This is a genomic window from Kitasatospora sp. NPDC053308, from assembly GCF_055585785.1.
Window position 1 is genome coordinate 15929 of sequence record NZ_JBVJJY010000032.1, and the last position, 20192, is coordinate 36120.

16 protein-coding genes are annotated in these 20192 nt (G+C 75.5%); 8 read left to right on the forward strand and 8 right to left on the reverse strand.

Translation table 11 applies throughout. From position 1 onward, the window contains the following. Entirely contained in the window at nt 1-585 is a 585-nt protein-coding gene (locus ACZ6Y7_RS36050; protein WP_465762185.1) for a DUF4396 domain-containing protein, read from the forward strand. 257 nt (nt 586-842) lie between these two features. Continuing rightward, nucleotides 843-1766: an aminoglycoside phosphotransferase family protein gene (locus tag ACZ6Y7_RS36055; protein WP_465762186.1), complete on the forward strand. Its 924-nt coding sequence runs from the start codon at nt 843-845 to the stop codon at nt 1764-1766. A 24-nt stretch (nt 1767-1790) separates the two neighbouring features. On the opposite strand, the gene ACZ6Y7_RS36060 is transcribed toward ACZ6Y7_RS36055, so the two are convergent. From ACZ6Y7_RS36060 to ACZ6Y7_RS36080, 5 genes are all read right to left on the reverse strand, one after another. Continuing rightward, a complete protein-coding gene (locus ACZ6Y7_RS36060) occupies nt 1791-2786 on the reverse strand; it encodes a 5-oxoprolinase subunit C family protein (RefSeq protein WP_465762187.1) in 996 nt (331 codons plus the stop codon). A 13-nt stretch (nt 2787-2799) separates the two neighbouring features. Beyond that, nucleotides 2800-3423 carry a 5-oxoprolinase subunit PxpB gene (gene pxpB / locus ACZ6Y7_RS36065; RefSeq protein WP_465762209.1) on the reverse strand — a complete coding sequence of 208 codons (624 nt, stop codon included), beginning with the start codon at nt 3421-3423 and terminating at the stop codon, nt 2800-2802. Nucleotides 3424-3476: 53 nt separating this feature from the next. After that, on the reverse strand, nt 3477-4253 hold the full coding sequence (locus ACZ6Y7_RS36070; protein WP_465762188.1) for a LamB/YcsF family protein: 777 nt from the start codon (nt 4251-4253) through the stop codon (nt 3477-3479). A 186-nt stretch (nt 4254-4439) separates the two neighbouring features. Next, nucleotides 4440-4964, reverse strand: a complete 525-nt coding sequence (locus tag ACZ6Y7_RS36075; RefSeq protein WP_465762189.1) for a hypothetical protein — start codon at nt 4962-4964, stop codon at nt 4440-4442. A 283-nt stretch (nt 4965-5247) separates the two neighbouring features. Beyond that, on the reverse strand, nt 5248-6339 hold the full coding sequence (locus tag ACZ6Y7_RS36080) for an IPT/TIG domain-containing protein (protein WP_465762190.1): 1092 nt from the start codon (nt 6337-6339) through the stop codon (nt 5248-5250). A gap of 185 nt (nt 6340-6524) precedes the next feature. Here ACZ6Y7_RS36080 and ACZ6Y7_RS36085 point away from each other — a divergent pair, with 185 nt between their 5' ends. The 4 genes from ACZ6Y7_RS36085 (at nt 6525) to ACZ6Y7_RS36100 (ending at nt 14650) form a co-directional block, all read left to right on the forward strand. Continuing rightward, on the forward strand, nt 6525-8063 hold the full coding sequence (locus tag ACZ6Y7_RS36085) for a hypothetical protein (RefSeq protein ID WP_465762191.1): 1539 nt from the start codon (nt 6525-6527) through the stop codon (nt 8061-8063). Between the two features lie 137 nt (nt 8064-8200). Then, nucleotides 8201-9076, forward strand: coding sequence for a hypothetical protein (locus ACZ6Y7_RS36090; RefSeq protein ID WP_465762192.1), 876 nt, complete (start codon nt 8201-8203; stop codon nt 9074-9076). Nucleotides 9077-9115: 39 nt separating this feature from the next. Continuing rightward, a complete protein-coding gene (locus tag ACZ6Y7_RS36095; protein ID WP_465762193.1) occupies nt 9116-13678 on the forward strand; it encodes a hypothetical protein in 4563 nt (1520 codons plus the stop codon). Between the two features lie 195 nt (nt 13679-13873). Next, a complete protein-coding gene (locus ACZ6Y7_RS36100; protein WP_465762194.1) occupies nt 13874-14650 on the forward strand; it encodes a metallophosphoesterase in 777 nt (258 codons plus the stop codon). 173 nt (nt 14651-14823) lie between these two features. Here the strand turns inward: ACZ6Y7_RS36100 and ACZ6Y7_RS36105 are convergent, their stop codons facing one another. Then, entirely contained in the window at nt 14824-15336 is a 513-nt protein-coding gene (locus ACZ6Y7_RS36105) for a hypothetical protein (protein ID WP_465762195.1), read from the reverse strand. Nucleotides 15337-15527: 191 nt separating this feature from the next. After that, nucleotides 15528-16223: a FadR/GntR family transcriptional regulator gene (locus ACZ6Y7_RS36110; RefSeq protein ID WP_465762196.1), complete on the reverse strand. Its 696-nt coding sequence runs from the start codon at nt 16221-16223 to the stop codon at nt 15528-15530. Between the two features lie 152 nt (nt 16224-16375). Between ACZ6Y7_RS36110 and ACZ6Y7_RS36115 the strand changes: the two genes are divergently transcribed. Together ACZ6Y7_RS36115 and ACZ6Y7_RS36120 are read left to right on the forward strand one after the other, a co-directional pair. Next, the gene (locus tag ACZ6Y7_RS36115) at nt 16376-16930 is read left to right on the forward strand and encodes a gluconokinase (protein ID WP_465762197.1); all 555 of its coding nucleotides are present in this window, start codon (nt 16376-16378) and stop codon (nt 16928-16930) included. Then, nucleotides 16927-18321: a GntT/GntP/DsdX family permease gene (locus tag ACZ6Y7_RS36120; RefSeq protein WP_465762198.1), complete on the forward strand. Its 1395-nt coding sequence runs from the start codon at nt 16927-16929 to the stop codon at nt 18319-18321. Before ACZ6Y7_RS36115 ends, ACZ6Y7_RS36120 begins: the two co-directional genes overlap by 4 nt. A 229-nt stretch (nt 18322-18550) precedes the next feature. Here ACZ6Y7_RS36120 and ACZ6Y7_RS36125 read toward each other — a convergent pair whose 3' ends face one another. Continuing rightward, nucleotides 18551-20146: a glycerol-3-phosphate dehydrogenase/oxidase gene (locus ACZ6Y7_RS36125; RefSeq protein ID WP_465762199.1), complete on the reverse strand. Its 1596-nt coding sequence runs from the start codon at nt 20144-20146 to the stop codon at nt 18551-18553. Nucleotides 20147-20192: the final 46 nt, after the last annotated feature.

The following is a 20192-nucleotide window of genomic DNA, read 5'->3' on the forward strand; positions in this document are numbered from 1 at the left end:
ATGGCACACCCCGCACAGCACGACCACCAGGGGCGCGAACACCACGGGCACCACGGGCGCGAGGACCATGCGGGTCACGCGGGTCACGCGGGTCACGAGAGCGGCGGGCACGGCGGCCACGGCCACCCCCGGGCCCACGGGGGCGGAGCGACCTGGCGGACGGCCGTTCAGGCCACCCTGCACTGCCTCACCGGCTGCGCCGTCGGCGAGATCCTCGGCATGGTGCTGGGCACCGCCTTCGGCCTGCACAACGGTGCGACCGTGGTGGTCTCGATCCTCCTGGCCTTCGCCTTCGGCTACGCGCTGACCATGCGCGGCGTACTGCAGGCCGGTCTGGACGTGGGCGCCGCGGTGAAGGTCGCGCTGGCCGCGGACACCGTGTCGATCCTGGTGATGGAACTGATCGACAACACCGTGATGGTCGCCGTTCCCGGGGCGATGGACGCAGGCCTCGGCGATCTGCTGTTCTGGGTCTCGCTGGCCGGCTCGCTGGTCCTGGCCTTCGCGCTGACCGTCCCGGTCAACCGGTGGATGATCGGCCGGGGGCGCGGCCACGCCGTGGTCCACGCCCACCACCGGCACTGACGCCGCCGGGTCTGTTCGCACCCCGAGGCGCCGGAACCTCTCGCCCGCGGCCCGTACCGACCGTTCGACGGCCGGTACGGGCCGCGCCGCGTTCCGACGGTGCCCGCTACCGTCCGTCGTCCTCGGGACGGCCGGGGGGCGGCCGGGGGGGCGGCCGGGGTCCACTGCGGGCCGACCGGGGTCCGTCCGCGCGGGGCCGGGCGTGTCGAACGGGAGCGCCTAGGCTGGGCCGGAAGCACCCGAGAGGAGCCCGACCGGTGCCCGTAGCCGTCCCGCCCGCGCTGGCCGCGACACTGGAGGAGTTCCTTGGTGCCGACGGCCGCGCCTGGGCGGCCCGACTGCCCGCTTTGGCAGGCGAGTTGCTCGACCACTGGGAGTTGCGCCCGGACGGGCCGACCGCGCACGGCGTCGTCGCACTGGTGCTTCCGGTGCTGCGCGCCGACGGCACGCCCGCCGTCCTGAAGCTGCAACCCGTGGACGAGGAGACGGCCGGTGAACCGCTCGCCCTGCGGGCCTGGAGCGGGCGCGGTGCCGTCCGGCTGCTGGACCACGAACCCGCCTCGGGTTCCCTGCTGTTGGAGCGGCTGGACGCGACGCGCTCGCTCCACGCCGTACCGGACGACCTCGCGGCGCTGCGGGTGATCGCCGAGCTGCTCAGAGGCTTGACGCAGCATCAAGCACCGCCCGGCATGAGGACATTGACGGCGGCGGCCGAGAGGCTGTGGAACCGCGCCCCGGCCGCCGTCGCCGCGCTCGTCGACCCGGAGGAGCGCGGCCTGCTCGGCGACTGCGCCGCCGCCCTCCGCGAGGTGCGTGCCGAGACCGGTGACCGGCTGCTCCACTGGGACCTGCACTACGGCAACGTCCTTGCCCCGCTCCCGGGCAACGACCGGGGGCCCTGGCTGGCCATCGACCCCAAACCGCTCGCCGGGCACCCCGGGTTCGAGCTGCTTCCCGCGCTGCGCAACCGCTGGGAGGACGTGCTGGCCGACGGCGAACCCGCCCGGGCGGTGCGGCGGCGCTTCGACCTGCTGACGGAGGCGCTGGAGCTGGACCGGGAGGTCGCGGCGGCCTGGACGCTCGCCCGGGTGCTGCAGAACGCGGCCTGGGCGGCCGACCAGGGCGCGACGGAGTTGGATCCGGCCCAACGGGCCGTCGCCGAAGCGCTGTTGGGGCGCTGACACCGGCCTGCGATCTCGCCGCCGTCAGCGCTCCCGAAGCGGCGCGAACCGCACCGGTGTCCCCGGCCGGGCCTGCGCGGCGGCGGCCAGGTCGGCGGCCGGGACGACGCCGATCACCGGGTAGCCTCCGGTGGTCGGGTGGTCGGCCAGGAAGACCACCGGCTGCCCGTCCGGCGGGATCTGCACCGCCCCCACCACCATGCCCTCGCTGGGCAGTTCGCCCTCCCGGGCGCGCGCGACCGCCGGTCCCTCGGTGCGCAGCCCGACCCGGTTGCTGGTGCTGGACACCCGGTACCCGTCGCGCCCCAGCCGGGCCACCGCCTGTGCCGTGAACCAGTCGGCGCGCGGACCGAGCCGCAGCCGCAGCACCAGTTCGGCCGGGGGAGCGGGCAGCGGCACCAGCTCGGGCCGGTCCCGGTGCGGCGGCGGGGTGCCGACCGGCAGCCGGTCCCCGGCACGCAGCGGCGCCGGGCCGAGGCCGGAGAGCAGATCCGCCGAGCGACTGCCCAGCACCGGCGGGACAACGATCTCGCCGGCCACCGCCAGGTAGCCGCGCACGCCGTCCGTCGCCGCACCCACCTCGACCACCGCCCCGTCCGGTACCACGACGGCCGCGCCCCACGCCGCGGCCCGTCCGGCCACCCGTACGGGCGCGGGCGCGCCGGTGACCGCGACCACCACCGTCCCGACGGCGCGCAGCGCGACCCCGCCGAGCGTGGTCTCCAGACCGGCGGCGCCGGGCTCGTTGCCGACCAGCCGGTTCGCCGCCCGCAGCGCGGGCTCGTCCAGCGCCCCGGCCCTGGGCACCCCCAGATGCGCCACCCCGCGCCGACCGAGGTCCTGGACCGTGGTCAGCGGCCCGGGGCGCACCACCACCAGCTCACTCCCCGCGGGCTCACTCCTCGCCGGATCGGCCGCCGCCGGTTCGCCACCCGTCACCGGCCCGCCGCCCGTCGTCGGCCCGCGGCCTGTCACCGGCCCGCCGCCCGTCGTCGGCCCGCTCGTGCCCAGCTCGCTCATCGCCGCCTTCTCCTCAGTCCCGCCGCACCGTGAACCGCACCCGGACGCCCGGGGCGAGCAGGGCGGGGGGCTGCCGGTCGACGTCCCACAGCGGGAGCGCCGTCCGGCCGACGAGCTGCCAGCCGCCGGGGGAGGGGTGCGGATAGACACCGGTGTACGGGCCGGCCAGCGCGACCGAGCCGGCCGGGACGGAGCTGCGCGGGGTGTCCCGGCGCGGGACCTCGTAGCGCGCGGGCAGGCCGGTGAGGTAGCCGAAGCCGGGGGCGAAGCCGCAGAACGCGACCACGTACTCGGGCTCGGTGTGGATCCGCACGGCCGCCTCCTCGGACACCCCCCACAGCGCGGCGACCTCGGCCAGGTCGGCGCCGTCGTACACGGTCGGGACCTCCAGCAGCGGCCCGGGGGCCGTCTCCGCCGCCGCCGGACGGGCCGTGCGCAGCAGCCGCGCCACCGCGTCGACGTCCGCGACGCCGTCCAGCAGGACGGTGCGGGCGGCCGGTACCAGTTCGCCGACCTCGCCGAGCGCCCCCGCCTCCCGCCGCTCGCGCAGCCATCCGTACAGCGCGGCGACCTCGGCCGTCCCGGACAGCTCCACCAGCAGCGCCCGCTCGCCGACCCGCCGCACCGCGGTGGGCACGGCCTCGTCGCCGGACCGCGCTCCGCCGCCCGACCGCGCTCCGCCGCCCGCCGTCACGCGAACGCCTCCACCCGGACCCCGGCCGAGGCCAGGGCGCCGCGCACCCGCCAGGCGAGCTGGGCGGCGCCGGGGGTGTCGCCGTGGACGCAGAGCGAGCGGGCCTCGACACCGATCCGCTCACCGCCGGCGGACTCCACCGAGCCGTCCCGGGCGATGCCGACCGCGCGGGTGATCACCGTCTCGGGGTCGTGTACCACCGCGCCGGGCTCGCGGCGCGGGACGAGGGTGCCGGCGCGGGTGTACGCGCGGTCGGCGAAGGCCTCGGTGACCACAGGCAGTCCGACGCCCTCGGCGACCTCGAGCAGCCGGGAGCCGGGCAGTCCGAGGACGGGCAGCGGGCCGTCGCAGACCGCGCCCGCGCGCAGCACGCCGGCCACCACCGCCTCGGCCTGGTCGGAGTCCGTGACCACCCGGTTGTAGAGCGCGCCGTGCGGCTTGACGTAGGAGACCTTCGAGCCGGCGGCGCGGGCGAAGACCTGGAGGGCGCCGATCTGGTAGGCGATCTCGTCGGCGAGCTCCTCCGGGGGGACGTCCATGGCGCGGCGGCCGAAGCCGGCCAGGTCGTGGTAGGAGACCTGGGCGCCGATCCGGACGCCGCGCTCGGCGGCCAGCGCGCAGACCCGGCGCATCGTGGACGGGTCGCCGGCGTGGAAGCCGCAGGCGACGTTGGCGCTGGTCACCACGGACAGCAGTGCCTCGTCGTCGGTCAGCGTCCAGCGTCCGAACCCCTCGCCGAGGTCCGCATTGAGATCGATCACCGCATCGGCCACGCCCGTCCGCCTCCCAGCAGCTGTTGAGCCAGATGGTAGGGCCTGCGGATGAAGGCCGTTGCCCGTGACCCGGGCCCCCGGAGGCCGTCGCGGGTGATCCGGCCCGACCGCCCCGGTGGCCCACCGCGCGCGACCCGGTCCGCACGCCCCCGAGCGCCGCCCCGGGGGTGTGCGGACCGCCTCGGCTCAGCGGGCGGGCGCGGCTTCCGGGAAGGAACGTTCCAGCGGACGCAGGGCCCGGAGCACGATCAGCAGCGGGACGACGCCGAAGACTCCGAACGACATGTCGACGAATCGCCACACCAGCGGGATCCCGCGCAGCGGCCCGCAGATCAGGGCCAGCGGGATGACGGCCCCGCAGGCGAGCACGGCCCAGCGGATCACCCAGATGTTGCGGAGCGGGTCCTTCAGCGGCCCCCAGAAGGCAGCGGCGATCACCAGGTGGGCGAAGGCCAGCCAGTCGGTGCCGTAGGCCAGGAAGGGGTAGCGCGCGTCGGTCTCGGCGATGCCGGTGTGGACCCGCTCGGACCAGGCCGTCGCGGCGGGGAAGTGGTCGGTCAGCGGGGCGGCCGGGCCGGTCGCGAACCCGACCAGCCAGCGGGTCTCGGTCTCCAGCGGGAAGGCGGTCAGTCCGCTGAGCGCCAGGGCGATCAGGAAGAACCACAGCCAGCGCCGGACCTTGCGAAGGATGGCCGCGTGATCGCCGTCCATGTCGTGCACCTCCATGCGGGGCAGTCCGGCGCATCCGCGCCGAAGCGTGCCGAAGGGCGGGCGGAGTCTTGTCCCGTCTGCGTGGCAGCGACTCTAGACCCTCCTTTTGAACATGTTCAACTCTGCCTCCCGCAGGTGCGCAGCCTCGAGGGCGACCTCGCGGAACCGGCCCCCGAAACGCGAAGGTGCGCCCGAAACGCGAAGGTGCCCGGCCGCCGAAGCGCCCGGGCACCACCGGAGCCCGCCCCACCGCGCGTCCGCTGCGCGGTGTGCGTGGCGTCCGCTACGCCGTGTACGTGTACGTCGCCACCGACGTGCTGGTCCCGCCCGCCGTGGTGACCGTGACGTTCACCGGCCCGGCCTGGGCACCCGCCGGCGCGGTGGCCGTGCAGAAGGACGGGCCGCAGGAGACGTGGGTGGCCGGCACGCCGCCGAACGCGACCGTCCCGTACGTCAGGTTGCCGCCGATCACGTTGACCCTGGTCCCGCCGGCGACCGGGCCGCTGCTCGGGGACAGGCTGCTGACCGCGGGCGCGGGCGGGGCCGGGGGAGCGGCACCCGTGTAGTCGAAGCCGGCCGCCGCGGTGGCGGTGCCGCCGGGGGTCACCACGCGGACCGGGGCGCTGCCCGAACCGCCCGGCGTGGTCACCGTGCAGGCGGTGTCGGTGCAGCTGCCGGCCGCCGGGACGCCGCCGACCAGCACCATGCCGTGGGCGAGGTTGCTGCCGCTGACCGTCACCGCGGTGCCGCCGGTGCCCGGGCCGGTGGTGGTGTCGAGGCCGGTGACGCTCGGGGCGGCCTGCACGGTGGCGGGCAGGTAGCCGCCGCTGCCGAGGTCGTACCGGGAGATGTGGCCGGTCGGGTCGGTGTCGTTCGGGTTGCCGGCCGTCACGGTGATCACGCCGGTGATCGGCACACCGGGCGTGGTGCGCAGGTTGAGCTTCATGAACTCGCTCTTCCCGACCACCCGGGTGCCGGTGAGGACGGCCTCCAGGTGGCGGCCGTCGGGGGAGAGCGTCTCGGTGAAGGTGTAGTCGTACGGCGTGGAGTAGAACATGGCGCCGTCGGTGGTGACGCCCGGCGGCAGGTCGACGGTGAAGTGGGTCGGGCCGGTGAGGTCCGCAGTGCCGGCGGACACCCAGCTCGCCGACATGTTTCCGGAGGTGAAGAAGCCGCCGGGGTAGTTCCCGCTCTGCGACACGGTCACGTGCTGGGCCGAGGGCGACACCGCGGCGGCCTTCGGGGTGGTCGGCGCAGCGGCCGCGGAGGCGGCCGGCGCGGCCGCGGCGGTGCCGGCGGCGAGCGCGGCGCCGGTGGTGAGGGTGGTCACGGACAGCGCGGCGGCGAGGCCCGCTTTGGCCAGTCGGGTGATCATGGGTCGATCATCACCGAACCGTCGCGCCGCCCTCACGGCTTTGTCGAATATCGGTTCGAGAATGGCGGGATATCATCGAAACCCCGTTCTGAAATCGATCCCCGGACGGCCGCCCACCTGCCGCTCCGCCCGCCCGCAAGGTCCGTTTCGGTCGATGTCGGTGCGAACCTCTAATCTTGTCCCCCGTGACCGCCATCGCAGACCCGCCCACCGAGCCCGGCACCCGACCGTCCGCCGGCCCGGTCGCCGCGCGCCCCGCGCCCGGCCCCGCCGCCGACGAGGGCCTGGCCCGCCGGCTCAAGGCGCTGGCCTGCACCGCCCCGCTGCACGACCTGGACAACCGCAAGGTCAACCTGGCCGGCGAGTACGGCGGCTACGCGATGGCCGAGGTCGGCCTCGCCGCGATCGACCTGGTCACCCTGAACATGGACTTCGACACCGGGGCCGACCGCGACATAGTCCTCGCCCGCCTGCTGCCCCGGGTCGCCGCCCAGGCCGCCGGCCGCCCCGGCGCCGAGCACGAGCGGGTCGCCCGCTGGGTGCTGGAGTCGCTGATCAACGTCGGCAGCGTGGACCGCGGCTTCCGCGCCGTCTACGGCACCTTCGGCGCGGACGGCGAGTACGTCCGCCGCGACTACGACTTCAAGCTGATCGAGGAGGTCCCCGGCCCCGACGGCGGCGTCTACCTGCGCACCACCGACGAGGCGGTCAACGTCCTGGTCGGCGCGCTCGACACCGACGTCACCTCGGCCCAGATCGCCGCCGAGGTCAAGCTGGAGGTGCTGATCCGCCGCGGCCGCCTGGCCGACGCCCAGCTCGCCGCCGAGCAGGCCCGCTACCGCACCGTCCAGTACGCCGAGACGCTGCGCCGCGCCCTCGACGCCACCCGCCGCAACGTCCGGGCGGTCGACTGGATGCGCGCGATCCCGGACCTCATCGAGGAGGCGCTGGACCACATCGCCGACCGCTACCGGCACGAGAACGCGATTCTCACCAACATCCGCAAGGCTCGCGACGAGGCCGAGGACCCGGAGCACAAGCGCCGCGCCGCCGAGCTGGTCGACATCGTCAAGGACTGCATCCGCCGCCACACCCAGCTGCAGACCCGCCTGCTGGAGGCCGGCCCGCTGTTCCGCGCCGAGCAGGACCGGCAGGCCTTCGCCGCCCCCGGCGCCCGCAGCGGCATCGACCTGTACGGGCAGCTGCTCGCGCCCGTGCTGCGGCTGCCGCTGGAGCAGGCCGTCCGCCCCACCGGCGCCTTCTTCGCCCGCGGCACCGGCCTGCGCACCCCGGTCTCGGTCCGGGTCGCCGACCTGGTCGACCTGCTGCTCACCCCGCCGGTCGAGCGCGAGCACCTCGGCGCCGAGCTGCCCGACCCGGACCTCGTCGCCACCCCGGACGACAGCCGGTTCTCCGAGGCCCAGCTGGAGGCCGCGCTGGTCCTGCTCGACCTGCCCCCGGACGCCCCCCGCCGGCTCTCCGGCCTGCTCGCCGACGCCCGCAAGCAGGACCCGGACCTGCCGTACCTCGTCGCCCTGCTGTCCGTGCACGCCGCCAGCCCGCCGGTCGGCACCGCCTACCGGCAGGGCGAGGAGCGGCTGCTGTTCGCCGTGGACGACGGCACCCCGCTGCGCGACCCGGAGTTCGGCGGCGCCGACCTGATCGTCGGCAGCGCCCTGCTCGACGCCGTCGGCATGGCCGCCGACCGCAAGGACGCCGGCTGACCGGCCGTGACGCACGAGGACGGCCGACCGGCCGTGACGCACGAGGACGGCCGACCGGCCGTGACGCACGACGACGGCCGACCGGCCGTGACGCACCCGAACACCCGCACCACCGCCACCCCCGAGGAGCACCGCCCGTGACGACCCACCACGACGCGTCCTGGGCGACCGAGACCGAACCGGCGGCCCCCGCACCGATCACCCCGGCCGACGTCGCCGACGCCGCCCGGCTGGTCTCCTTCGGCCTCCAGGCCAAGCTGCTGCCCGCCCGGGACGCCGAGTACGCCGAACTCGTGCGCCGCCACCGCGAGGACCCGCCGTTCGCCCGGCTCGCCGACGCCATCGCCACCGGCATGGGCCTGGTCGTCCTGGAGGTCTCGCCGCGCGCCGGCATGGCCGTGGCCGCCGCCGAGGACTCGCTGTTCGCCGTCCGGATGGGCGACTACTCGCGCCGCGCCGCCTCCGAGTCCACCGACCGCTTCCTGCACGGACTGGCCCACCTGGCCGTCGCCGCGATGGCCTTCCCCCGCCCCGAGGACCTCGCCGACGACACCTACCTCGGCCGGATCACCGTCAACGGCGTCGACTCCTTCGTCCGCCAGGCCTGCCGCCGCCTGGAGGAGCAGGCCGACGCCGAGGGCGCCAACACCGACCCGCAGTCCGACGCCCCCGGTCTGGAGGCCGCCTGGCGGGTCTGGGCCCGGCGCACCGCCACCGGCGCCACCAAGGACGCCCGCCGGCTCTCCGGCTCCACCATCGGCATCGTCGCCAAGGCGGTGATGTTCCTGGTCGACTCCGGCTTCCTGCAGAAGGTCTCCGACGACTCCGGCGGCACCTACCGCACCACCGCCCGCTACCAGCTCCAGGTCCGGGACCTGGCCGGCAGCGCGGCCATGGCCGAACTGCTCGACCTGGGCGTCGTCCCGGTCTCCGACGGAACCGCCAGCCTGCTGCCGCCGGACACCTCCGACGAACTGGTCGCGGACGCCGGCCTGCCGTTCCACTCGCTCTGAACCCACCCCCGCCACGGAAGCCACGGAGAACCGCCGCACATGTACGAGCTCAACCGGGTCCGCCTCTACTCGATCGGACCGGCCGGCGCCCGCTACGCCGACACGGTGCTCGACCTGCGCGGCGTCGGCGAGCCCGTCGCCGACCCGGCCCCCCAGCAGATCGGGCTGTTCGGCGAGGACACCGACGGCCCGGTCCGCCGCCCCGCCCCGGCCGGCGTGCTCTTCCTGGAGAACGGCGGCGGCAAGTCCGTCCTGCTCAAGCTGATCTTCTCGGTCATGCTGCCCGGCCACCGCAACACCCTCGGCGGCGCCAGCTCCGGCGTGCTGCGCAAGTTCCTGCTCGCCGACGACTGCGGCCACGTCGCCCTGGAGTGGCAGCACACCGTCACCGGCGAACTGATCGTGGTCGGCAAGGTCAGCGAGTGGCGCGGCCGCCAGGTCTCCTCCGACCCGCGCAAGTTCGCCGAGACCTGGTACTCCTTCCGCCCCGGCCCCGGCCTCACCCTGGACTCCCTGCCGGTCGCCGAGCGGGTCAGCCTGGCCGGCGACCAGAAGGCCCGCGGCCGCCGCCGCACCATGAAGGGCTTCCGCGACGCCCTCACCGAGGCCGGCAAGGCCCACCCGTACCTCGACCTGGTCTTCGAGGACGGCCACGACCGCTGGACCGAGCACCTCGGCGAACTCGGCCTCGACCCCGAACTCTTCCGCTACCAGCGGGAGATGAACGCCGACGAGGGCGAGGCGGCCGGCCTCTTCGCGGTCAAGCACGACAGCGACTTCACCGACCTGCTGCTGCGCGCCGTCACCGACACCCGGGACACCGACGGCCTCGCCGACCTCGTCCACGGCTTCGCCGCCAAGCTCGGCCGCCGCGCCGAACTCACCGCCGAACGCGACTTCACCGCCGGCTCGCTGGACCTCCTGGAGCGCATCGCCGAGGCCACCACCGCCCGCGAGACCGTCCGCGAGGCCCACCGCACCGCCGAGCGCCGCACCCGCCGCCTCGCCCACGCCCTGGCCTCCCGGGCCGCCGCCGAACGCGACCGCGCCCAGGACCTCGCCATCGAGGTCGCCGCCGCCGCGAGCGCCGTCACCGCCGCCGAGTCCGACCGCACCCGGCACAGCCTCATCACCGACGAACTCACCTACCGGCACGCCACGCTGAGCCTCGCCGCGGCCACCGCCGAGGCCGCCGCGCTGCGCCGCGAGCTGATCGACGCCCGCACCCTGCACGCCGCCTGGCAGGCCGCCGAGGCCGTGCTGCGCCAGCGGGCCGCCGCCGACCGGGTCAGCCGGGTCGCCGCCGCCATCCGCGAGGCCGAACTGGACGCCGCCCCCGCGCTCGCCGCCCGCGCCCGCGCCGCGACCGCCCTCGCCCGCGCCCTGGAAGCCGCCGCCGCGGCCGCCGAGTCCCGCGCCGACACCGAGGAGCAGCGGGCCGGCGAGCTCCAGGAGGACGGCGCCAAGGCGCAGTCCGATGCCACCGAGGCCGCCACCGCCGCCCAGAAGGCCCGCAGCGAGGCCGAGCACCTGCGCCAGCGCCTCGCCGAGGTCGAGCAGGAGACCGAAGCCGCCGTCGAGGCCGGCTTCATCGACGCCGACGGCGACGTGGACCCGGCCCGCGCCGCGCTGCACGCCGCCGACGTCGAGAAGGCCGCCGCCGCCGCGCTCGCCCAGGCCCGTACGGCCGCCGAAGCCGCCGCCGGCCGCCTGCGCGAGGCCGCCGCCGCCACCGCGCGTGCCGAACTCGCCGCCGAGCGGGCCGGCGACGCCCGCAAGGCCGCCGCCCGCGCGCTGGCCGGCGAGCAGCGCACCGCCGCCCTGCTCGCCACCGAGCAGCGCCTGGCCGACCTGCTCTCCCTGACCCCCTACCAGGAAGGCGCCGAGGAGGACGCCGGCTTCCTCACCCCCGCCGTGCTCGACCGCAACGCCGAGTACCTGCGCGAGCTCCTCGACGAGGCCATCGCCACCGCCGAACGCACCCTGTTCGACCTCCGGACGGCCGCCGCCGACGACGCCCGCATCCTCGCCGCCCTCGGCGACGGCGGCCTGCTGCCGCCCGGCCCGGACGTGCTCGCCACCGTCGAGTACCTCGCCGAGCACGGGATCCCGGCCCTGCCCGGCTGGCGCTACCTCGCCCAGTCCGTCGACCCGGCCGACCACGAGGCCATCCTCGCCGCCCGCCCCGAGCTGGTCGACGGCGTCGTCGTCACCGACCCGTCCTCGCTGGAACGCGCCCGGGAGGCCCTGCAGGCCGCCGCGCTGCTGCCGCGCTCCACCGTGGCCGTCGGCGCCGCCGCCTCGCTGGTCGCCCCGATCACCGACGAGCCGGCCTTCTTCCTGGTGCCGCCGAACCCGGCCATGCACGACGAATCCGCCGCCGACGGCGAGCGCCGCGAGCTGCGCGCCCGGGCGAGCGCCCGCGAGGAGCACATCCGCGAACTCGCCGGCCGCCTCGGCGCCGACCGCGCCCTCGCCGCCCGTCTCGCCTCCTGGCACGCCAGCTGCCCGCCCGGCACCCTCGCCGAACTGGCCGCCGCCGCCGAGGCCGCCCGCGAGCACGCCGAGCAGGCCGCCGCCGCCCTGGCCACCCTGCGCGCCGAGCACGACGAGGCCGAGGCCGACCACGCCGCCGCCGCCTCCGCCCACGAGGAGCACCGCGAGAGCGCCCAGCGCGCCCGCCGCCGCGCCGACGCCCTCTCCGGCCTCGCCTTCCGCCTGCGCGAGCGCGCCAACTGGGCCCGCCGCCAGCGCGAACTCGCCGAGGACGCCGCCGAGTGCGACCGCCGCCAGGCCCTGTGCGCCGAACGCGCCCGCACCTGCGACGAGGACCGCCGCGCCGCCCAGCGCGCCGCCGACGACGCCCGCCGCACCGCCCGCGCGCTGCGCGCCGAACGCGCCGAGATCCCCGCCTCCGAGCAGACCGACGAGCCCGCCGACACCGCCCCCGCCGCGCTGCCCGCCCTGCGCGAGGCCTACCGCGCCGCCTCCCAGCTGTACGAGAAGGTCGGCGTCGGCGCCGACCTGCGCGCCGAACAGGCCCGCGCCGAGGGCGACGAGGCCGCCGCCGCGGCCGAACTCGACCGCCTCACCAACAAGGTGCGCACCCGCGCCGAGGAACTCCTCGGCAGCCCCGACGGCGCCGACGGCCCGGCCCGCCAGGCCGCCGCCGCCCGCGCCGAGGAACTGGTCGCCACCATCGAGGCCCGCTCCGCCGCCGCCAGCGAGCACCTCGGCCGCCTGCGCGGCGACGCCGAGCGCTCCGCCCCCACCGACGGCGAGGCGCACACCGAACTGCCCGAGGACCTCGTCCCCACCGACCCGGAGCACGCCCAGGCCCTGCTGCGCACCGCCACCAGCCGCCTCGCCGAACGCCGCGAGGCCCTGGAGGCCGCCCGCACCGCGTACGCCGACCTGCAGCGCACCTTCGACACCGCCCAGGCCGCCGCCGCCGACTTCGACGAACTGGCCGGCCAGCTCCGCGACGGCCTGCGCGACCACCAGGAGGACCCGGAGGACCCGGTCGAGCCGTACCTCGGCTCCCTCGCCGAGGCCCGCACCGGCGCCACCGAGGCCCGCCGCGGCCTGCGCACCGCCGCCGGCGAGCTGTCCAGCGCCGAACTCGCCGTCCGCGACGCCGCCGACGCCCTCGTCCGGCACGCCAACGCCGCCCGCTACGAGGCCGTCCGCACTCCGGCCCGCCAGCAGATCCGCGAACTGCCCGCCTCGGCGCTGCCCGAGCACGCCGCCGCCTGGGCCGCCGCCTTCGCCCCCCGGCTGCGCGTGCTCACCGACGAACTCGCCCAGCTGGAGAAGAACCGCGGCTCGATCGTGGACCGCCTGCGCGGCCTGGTCGAGTCCTCGCTCACCACCCTGCGCGCCGCCCAGCGCCTCTCCCGGCTGCCCGAGGGCCTGGGCGAGTGGTCCGGCCAGGAGTTCCTCCGGATCCGCTTCGAGGACCCGGACCACGCCACCCTGGTCGAGCGCCTCGGCGAGGTCATCGACGAGGCCACCCGCGCCGCCGTCCGGAAGAACAGCGACCTGCGCCGCGACGGCATGTCCCTGCTGCTGCGCGGGGTCGCCGCCGCGATCGGCCCCAAGGGCGTCAGCGTCGAGATCCTCAAGCCGGACGCGGTGCTGCGCGCCGAGCGGGTGAGCGTCGGCCAGATGTCCGACGTCTTCTCCGGCGGCCAGCTGCTCACCGCCGCCATCGCGCTCTACTGCACGATGGCCGCGCTGCGCGCCAACGACCGGGGCCAGTCCCAACTGCGGCACGCCGGAACGCTGTTCCTGGACAACCCGATCGGCCGCGCCAACGCGACGTACCTGCTGGAGCTCCAGCGCGCCGTCGCCGACGCGCTCGGCGTCCAGCTGATCTACACCACCGGCCTGTTCGACACCACCGCGCTCGCCGAGTTCCCGCTGGTGATCCGCCTGCGCAACGACGCCGACCTGCGGGCCGGCCTCAAGTACATCTCGGTGGAGGAGCACCTGCGCCCCGGCCTGCCCGCCGCGCCGGACCCGGACGGCCCGGCCATCCACGGCGAGATCACCGCCACCCGGATGTTCAAGCGGCCCGCGGAGGTGCCCGCCCAGGCGTGAGCCGTGTCCCGGGTGCCTCCCGGGTGCCTCTCGCGCGGTCGCGGGCGGCCCCGGGGGTCTCGGCGAGGTCTCGGGAGATCCCGGCGAGGTCCCGGGGTCTCGGCGAGGTCCCGGGAGATCCCGGCGAGGTCCCGGGGAGGCCCCCGTGGTCTCCGGAGGTTCCCGTACGGGCGTGAACTGGTTAGCGTGACCGGCATGCTGACGATCGCGCACCTCAGTGACATCCACCTCGGCCAGGTCCACCGCCGGGACGGTGGCAAGCGCGCCCGGCGGCGGGCCGAGCGGGTGATGGCGTACCTCGACGCCCTGCCGGGACCACTGGACGGCGTGCTGGTCACCGGCGACCTCGCCGACCACGGGCTGCCCGAGGAGTACCGGCAGGTGGCCGAGGTGCTGACCTCGCGGCACCCGGTGCTCACCTGCCCCGGCAACCACGACGCCCGGGCGCCCTACCGGGAGGTGCTGCTCGGCGAGTCACCGGGGGAGGGGCGCGAGGGAGGGCCGGTCAACCGCCTGCACGAACTCCCCGGCGCCGACGTGCTGATGCTGGACTCGTCCATACCGGGACAGTCCGACGGGCTGCTGGACGACCGGACCCTGGACTGGCTGGACGGTCGACTCGCCTCGGGCCGGACCGAGTTGCCCGCCCTGGTGGCCTTCCACCACCCGCCGGTCGAGCTGCACCTGCCCACCGTCGACGGGATCCGCCAGTTCGGCGAGGCGCGCCTGGCACGGGTGCTGCGGGCCCACCCCCGGGTGGCCGGCCTGCTCTGCGGCCACTCCCACACCCCCGCCGCGACCACCTTCGCCGGCCTGCCGCTGCTGGTCGCGCCCGGGGTGGTGTCCACCGTCACCCTGCCCTGCGAGGGCGGGCGCGGCGTCACCTTCGACCACCCGCCGATGCTCGCCTTCCACGTCCTGGACGGCGACCGCCGGATCACCACCCACTACCGGGTCGTCCCGGTCGACTGACGCCCGGCCCGCCGGCCCCCGGGAGGTGCCGGCCGTTCAACCGGCGCCGGACCGCCCTGAGTTCGTCGGGCGGCTCGATCGAGAACGACCGCTCGGCCTCGTCGACGGGGGCCAGGCCGCTCACCGTGCCGCCGCGCCGCCTGGCGAGCGCTCCGAGGGCGCGGCCCCCGGTGTCAGAGCGGGGTGCTCGACACCCGTGGCTGGTGCGGCGGTTGCTGCGGGGACCCGTACGGCCGCGGGGACGGCTCGCGGTAGACCGACGGGTACGGCTGCTGGTACACCGAGTCGCCCGCACCACCGCCCACGCCAGGGCCGCCCAGCCCAGGACCGCCCACGCCACCACGGCCGTACGGGTCGCCGGCACCCGCCCCCGGCCGCGGGAACGGCCGGGCCGCGAGCGGCTCGGCGGGCGCCCGGCTGCCCGCCATCGGGTGCGCGGAGCCCGGGGCCCGCATGCGCTGGGCGGCGACCTGGCGGGAGACCAGGATCTCCAGCAGGCACCACATGGTGGCGAACACGCCGAGGCCCATCGCCATCAGCGCGGGCGCCAGCATCGAACTGCCCGCGTACGAGGCCAGGGTCGCGACGACCACGCAGACCAGGGTGAAGGCGAGGGAGAGCACCGCCCGGACGGCGGCGGCGCGCACCTCGTCGGGCAGGCGGCGACGGCGGCGTGGCACGGACATCGAGCGACCCCCAGGCGCGGATTCGGCGGCGGACACGGAACGGGCGCTCGCGGTGCGCGCCCCCTCGGCACACTCTGCCCCCGCCGAACCGGGAGTATGCGTCCGAATCAACCGAACTGCCGCCAAAACACGCCAACCGGGCAGCAGTCCGCTCGCGACCGGCCCGCGGTCGGCCCGCGACCGGCCGATGGTCAGCCCAACTGCTGGTCGAGCTCCGCCAGGGCGCCGGTGACGATCGTCCGCATCGCCTGCTCCGCCTCGTCGCCGTGGCCCGAGCAGATCGCGTCGGCGACCTCGCGGTGCAGCCGGATCGCGTACGGCTCCGGCTGATGGGGCATCAGATGGTACTCCGTCCGCCCGGTGAGCACCGCCCCCACGGTGTCCCCGAGGTGGGCGAACATCTCGTTGCCGGAGGCCCGCAGCACCAGGGCGTGGAAGGCGATGTCGTGCCGGAGGAAGGTGGTCAGGTCGGCGTCACGCGCGGCGACGGTCAACTCCACGGCGAGTGCGCTGAGTTCGCGCCGCTCGTCGTCGCTGGCGTGGACCGCGGCGAGCGCCGCCGCCGCCGGTTCGACGGCCACGCGCAGCGAGCCGAGCGAGCGCAGCTGGGCGGGCCGGTCCGCGCCGGCCAGGCGCCAGCGGATGACCATCGGGTCGAACACGTCCCAGAGCGACTTCGGCTGGACGGTGATCCCGACCCGCCGCCGGGAGGCCACCAGGCGCATCCCCTCCAGGATCCGCACGGCCTCCCGGACCACCGTCCGGGACACCCCGAACCGCTCCTCCAGCTCCTCCCCGCGCAGGACCGCGCCCTCGGGGATCTCCCCGGACGCGATCGCCGGCCCGAGCTCGTCAAGCAGCCGCCCGGGCAGCCCCTGGATCTCCATCCGCCCAAGGGTAGTCGTCGGGCCCCGCGGCGCTCTCCTCGCCCTGCGACTCAGCGCACGTCTTAAAAGTATGACGATTTGGTTTCCAGCACTTGAATACGTCATATCTTTGAGGCGATAGTGGCGGCCAGGCAACGAAGGAGCAGCACCCCATGGCTCTCAGCGTCGAGAACCACGACCTCCCGCAGGCTCCCCTCACCATCGTGGTGATGGGCGTCTCGGGCGTCGGCAAGACCACCCTGGCCCGCCTGCTGGCGGACCGCCTCGGCCTCCCCTTCGCCGAGGCGGACGACTTCCACCCGGCGGCCAACATCGCCAAGATGTCGGCCGGCACCCCGTTGGACGACGAGGACCGCGCCCCCTGGCTGCGCGCCATCGGCGCCTGGCTCCGGGGGCGCACCGAGGACGGCGTCGGCGGCGTGGTCACCTGCTCGGCGCTGAAGCGCCGCTATCGCGACACCCTGCGCGCGGCCTGCCCGGGCGCCTTCTTCCTGCACCTCAGCGGCGGCCACGAGCTGGTCGAGGACCGGCTCAGCCACCGCACCGGCCACTTCATGCCGCCGTCGCTGCTCGACTCGCAGTACGCCGCCCTGGAACCCCTGCAGGCGGACGAGCGCGGCGCCGTCCTGGACGTGGGCCCGTCCCCCGAAGAACTCGTCGAGATGGCCGCGGCGTTGCTGCGGCCCGTCAATGGAGACCTCGCGTGAGCCTGTCCCCCACCCTGCTGGCGGCCGCCCCACCGGCCCTGCCGCACACCGGCAGCAATTCCCAGCTGCTGATCGCGGTGCTACTCAGCATCGGCGCGATCGTCCTACTGATCACCAAGCTGAAGCTGCACCCGTTCCTCGCCCTCACGCTCGGCTCCGGCCTGCTGGCCGCCGTCGCGGGCGCTCCCTTCGACAAGCTGCTCAGCAGCTTCTCCACCGGCTTCGGCTCCACCGTGGCCGGCGTCGGCCTGCTGATCGGCCTCGGCGCGATGCTCGGCAAGCTGCTCGCCGACTCCGGCGGCGCCAACACCATCGCGGACACCGTGCTGTCCCGGACCGGCGACAAGGCGCTGCCCTGGGCGATGGCGCTGATCGCGGCCGTGCTCGGCCTGCCGCTGTTCTTCGAGGTCGGCGTCGTCCTGCTGATCCCGATCGTGCTGCTGGTCGCCCGCCGCGGCAACGTGCCGCTGATGCGGGTCGGCATCCCGGCCCTGGCCGGCCTGTCGGTGCTGCACGGCCTGGTGCCCCCGCACCCCGGCCCGCTGGTCGCCGTCGACGCCCTGAAGGCCGACCTCGGCGTCACCCTGGCACTCGGCCTGCTGATCGCCGTCCCGACCCTGGTCATCGCCGGCCCGCTGTTCGCGCGGCTCGCCGAGCGCTGGGTCGGCCCGCTGGAGATCCCGGCGGCCGTCGCCCCCGAGCGGCCGGCCGAGCGCGAGCGCACCCCGTCCTTCGGCGCGGTGCTGGCGACCATCCTGCTGCCGGTCGTGCTGATGCTCGGCAAGGCGCTGGCCGACGTCGTCATCGACGACCCGAAGGCCCTCGTCCAGCGGGTGTTCGACTTCATCGGCTCCCCGCTGATCGCCCTGCTCGCCGCGACCCTGCTCGGCATGGTGACCCTCGGCAGGGCGGCCGGCTTCGACAAGGCCCGGATCTCCGACACCGTCGGCAGGTCGCTCGGCCCGATCGCGGGCATCGTGTTCATCGTCGGCGCGGGCGGCGGCTTCAAGCAGACCCTGATCGACGTGGGCGTCGGCAACGCCGTCAGCGAGTGGTCCGGCAAGTGGCACGTCTCCGCGCTGCTGCTGGGCTGGCTGATCGCCGTGCTGATCCGCCTGGCCACCGGCTCGGCGACGGTCGCCACGATCACCGCGGCCGGCATCGTCTCCCCGCTGGCCGCGACGATGTCCTCGACCCACGCGGCCCTGCTGGTGCTCGCGATCGGCGCCGGCTCGCTGTTCTTCTCGCACGTCAACGACGCCGGCTTCTGGCTGGTGAAGGAGTACTTCGGGATGAGCGTCGGGCAGACGCTGAAGTCCTGGTCGGTGATGGAGACGGTGATCTCGGTCGTCGCGATCGCCCTGATCCTGCCGCTCAGCCTGGTCATCTAGCCGCCGCGCCCACGCGCAGGGGCGGCACCCGTGACCGTACGGGTGCCGCCCCTGCGGCGTCTCCTCCGCTCGTCCACGCCCGGCCGGCCCCGGCGGTCAGGGCTCACGCACACCAGCGGGCGGGCGCCCGGGAAACCCCGGACACCCGCCCGCTCACAGCAACCTGCCTACGTGGCTCCGCGCTTCGCGTGGCTGTGCTCACGTGGCTCCGCGCTTCGCGAGGCTGTGCTCACTTGGCTCCACGCTTCGCGAGGAAGGCCTCCACCTCGGCCCGGATCTCCGGCGTGTCCAGCCCGCGCACCGTCATCGTGGTGCGGCGGCGCAGCACGTCGTCCGTGGTGTACGCCCACTCGTTGTCCGCCGCGTACGCGACCTGCGCCCAGACGTCCGGGCCGTCCTCGTGGATCGGCCGGCCGAGCTCCGGGTTCTCGTCGATCAGGCGGGCGATCTCGAAGGAGAGGGTGCCGTAGTGGCTGGCCAGGTGCTTGGCGACCAGCGGCTCCATCCGGGAGCCCGGCTCGCGGTCGATCAGCAGGCGGTGGGCGACCGCGTTCGGCGCGCCGACGCCCGGCAGCGGGACGGTCGGGGCGATCGGGGACATGTCCTCGCCGAGGCTGGTGCCGGGCACGTGGGCCAGCTTCTCCAGCACGGTGCGGCCGATGTGGCGGTAGGTGGTCCACTTGCCGCCGGAGACCGACAGCATGCCGCCCTTGCCCTCGGTGACGACGGTCTCGCGCTTGGCGGCGGCGGTGTCGCCCGGGCCGCCCGGCAGCACGCGCAGGCCGGCGAAGGAGTAGGTGATCAGGTCGCGGTCGAGGTGCTCGTCGCGGATCGCGTGCGCGGCCTCGCCCATGATCTGGTCGATGTCCGCGTCGGTGGCCCGGACGTCCTTCGGGTCGCCGGTGTACTCCTCGTCGGTGGTGCCGAGCAGGACGTGGTCCTCCCACGGGATGGCGAAGGAGACGCGGTACTTGTCGATCGGGATGGTCAGCGCGGCGCGCCACGGCGAGCGGCGCTTGACCACGACGTGGGCGCCCTTGGAGAGGCGGATCGACGGCGCGGCGCCGGCGTCCTCCATCCGGCGCAGGTGGTCGACCCAGGGGCCGGTGGCGTTGAGCACCAGGCGGGCGTTGACGCCGAACTCGGCTCCGTCCAGGCGGTCGCGCACATCGGCGCCGGTGACCCGGCCGCCGGTGAAGCGCAGCCCGGTGACCTCGGCGTGGTTGAGCACCACGGCGCCGGCGTCGACGGCGGCGCGGACGGTCATCACGGCGACGCGGGAGTCGTTCATCTGGTGGTCGCCGTAGACGGCCACCGAGCGCAGGCCCTCGGTGCGCAGCGCGGGCACCTGCTGGGCGGCGTGCGCGGCGGTGGAGACCCGGCCCATGCCGTCGCGGAAGGCGGACAGCGCCGAGTAGAGGAAGACGCCGGCGCCCAGCTTGGCGGCGCCGTGCGGGCCGCCCTTGTAGACGGGGACGAAGAAGGTCAGCGGGTTGACGAGGTGCGGGGCCACGTCGGTGGAGAGCGCGCGGCGCTCCTTGTGGTTCTCCGCGACCAGCTTGACCGCGCCGGTCTGCAGGTAGCGCAGACCGCCGTGGACGAGCTTGGAGGAGGCGCTGGAGGTGGCACCGGCGAAGTCGCCGGCGTCGACCATGGCGACCTTCAGGCCGGCCTGGGACGCGGTCCAGGCGACGGCCGTGCCGAGGATGCCGCCCCCGATCACCAGCAGGTCGTAGGTGGCCTTGCCGAGCAGCTCGCGGGTCTCGGCGCGGGAGGCGGTGCGGCCGGCGGTGCGCTCGGCGCCCAGGGTCGGGATGGTTGCCATGGTGGTTGTGTACGGCGCGCGGGTCGGGCGGCGCCGTTACTCCTCT